Origin of the sequence: Protofrankia sp. CiP3, assembly GCF_917627345.1 — a bacterium.
Lineage (GTDB): Bacteria > Actinomycetota > Actinomycetes > Frankiales > Frankiaceae > Protofrankia.
On sequence record NZ_CAKJTM010000010.1, the window covers coordinates 119,397 to 121,373 of the forward strand.

Below are 1,977 nucleotides of genomic sequence, written 5' to 3' on the forward strand. Positions count from 1 at the left end.
AGCTGTTCGACGCGCACCCCAAACACTTCTGGTGCTCCCTCGCTCATCCCTCGGTTGCGTACCCTGACCGCATGTGCGGGATCATCGGGTATATCGGCGGACGGTCAGCGCTGGATGTCGCTCTTGCCGGACTGCGCCGGCTGGAGTATCGAGGCTACGACTCGGCGGGTGTCGCGGTCGTTGCGAACGGGCGGCTGTATACCCTGCGTAAGGCGGGCAAGCTAGCCAATCTGGAAAAGGCGCTGAGTGAGGCGGATGCGCCTGCGCCCGGAACCGTCGGCATCGGCCATACCCGGTGGGCAACTCACGGCGGGCCGACGGACGGCAACGCGCACCCGCACTCCGACTGCACGGGTGCCATCGCTGTCATCCACAATGGGATCATCGAGAACTTCGCGGCTCTGCGGGCGGGCCTGGAGAGCCGCGGGCATGAGCTGACCAGCGAGACCGACACGGAGGTGGTCGCGCACCTGCTGGAGATCGAGCTCGCCGCGGCAGCCGCCGGTGGCGGCGGGGCGGGAGCGGCCGGCACGAGCCCGCTCAGCGAGGCGCTGCGGCGGGTGTGCGGCCGGCTGGAGGGCGCCTTCACCCTCGTCGCCGTGCACCGCGACCATCCCGACGTGCTGGTGGGTGCCCGCCGCAACAGTCCGCTGGTCGTCGGTCTGGGTGCGGGCGAGACCTTTCTGGCGAGCGATGTCGCGGCGTTCATCGCGCACACCCGCGACGCGCTGGAGATCGGCCAGGACCAGGTGGTCGAGGCCCGTCGCGACGGGGTGACGGTCACGGACTTCGCCGGCAGCCTGGTTGAGGGACGTCCGTACCACGTCGACTGGGATGCCAGCGCCGCGGAGAAGGGCGGCTTCCCCTACTTCATGCTCAAGGAGATAAGCGAGCAGCCAACCGCGCTCGCGGACACGCTGCGTGGGCGGTTGTCGAATGCCGGCGAGATCGTCCTGGACGAGGAGCGTCTTTCCACCCAGGACTTCCGTGACGTCGACAAGGTCTTCATCGTTGCCTGCGGCACGGCCTATCATGCCGGGCTGATCGCCAAGTACGCCGTCGAGCACTGGACGCGCCTGCCGTGCGAGGTCGAGATGGCATCGGAGTTCCGCTACCGCGACCCGGTTCTCGACCGTTCCACCTTGGTGATCGCCATCAGCCAGAGCGGTGAGACGCTGGACACCCTGATGGCGGTCAAGCACGCGCGGGAGCAGAAGGCCAGAGTGCTGGCGATCTGCAACACGAACGGGTCGACGATCCCGCGGGAGTCCGACGCCGTGCTCTACACCCGCTGCGGCCCGGAGGTCGGGGTGGCGTCGACGAAGACCTTCCTCGGCCAGGTCGCCGCGTGTCTGCTGGTCGGCCTGTACCTGGCGCAGGTCCGCGGGGTGCTCTACGGCGACGAGGTCGCGCGGTACGTCGAGAAGCTGCAGACCACCCCGCGGCTCGTGCGCGAGACCCTCACCACGGTCGAGCCGATAAGGGCGCTTGCCCGCACGCTGGTTGACGCCAAGGCGGTGCTGTTCCTAGGTCGCCATGTTGGCTACCCGGTGGCCCTGGAGGGGGCGCTGAAGCTCAAGGAGCTCGCCTACATGCACGCTGAGGGCTTCCCAGCCGGCGAGTTGAAGCACGGGCCGATCGCGCTCATCGAACCGGGTCTGCCGGTAGTGATCGTGGTGCCGTCTCCGCGAGGCCGGTCACACCTCCATGGGAAGATTGTTTCCAACATCCAGGAGGTGCGGGCCCGGGGCGCCCGGACCATCGTGATTGCCGAGGAGGGTGACACCGGCGTCGAGCCCTACGCGGAGCATCTGATCCGGGTGCCGGAAACGCCGACCTTGTTCGCTCCGCTGGTGACAACCCTGCCGCTGCAGGTCTTCGCGTGCGAACTGGCGCTCGCCCGCGGCCTCGACGTCGACCAGCCGCGCAACCTCGCCAAGTCGGTCACGGTCGAATAGCCCGTCAACAGCTCGGCTT

1 protein-coding gene is annotated in these 1,977 nt (G+C 68.3%); it reads left to right on the top strand.

What is annotated here, in order from left to right:
- Positions 1-71 precede the first annotated feature (71 nt).
- The gene (gene glmS / locus MJ797_RS06370) at positions 72-1,958 is read left to right on the top strand and encodes a glutamine--fructose-6-phosphate transaminase (isomerizing) (protein ID WP_239332763.1); all 1,887 of its coding nucleotides are present in this window, start codon (positions 72-74) and stop codon (positions 1,956-1,958) included.
- The last annotated feature ends 19 nt before the right edge of the window (positions 1,959-1,977 follow it).

Excerpts from the sequence above, each read along its gene's own strand:
- glmS (WP_239332763.1), top strand. The coding sequence starts at position 72 with ATGTGCGGGATCATCGGGTATATCGGCGGACGGTCAGCGCTGGATGTC.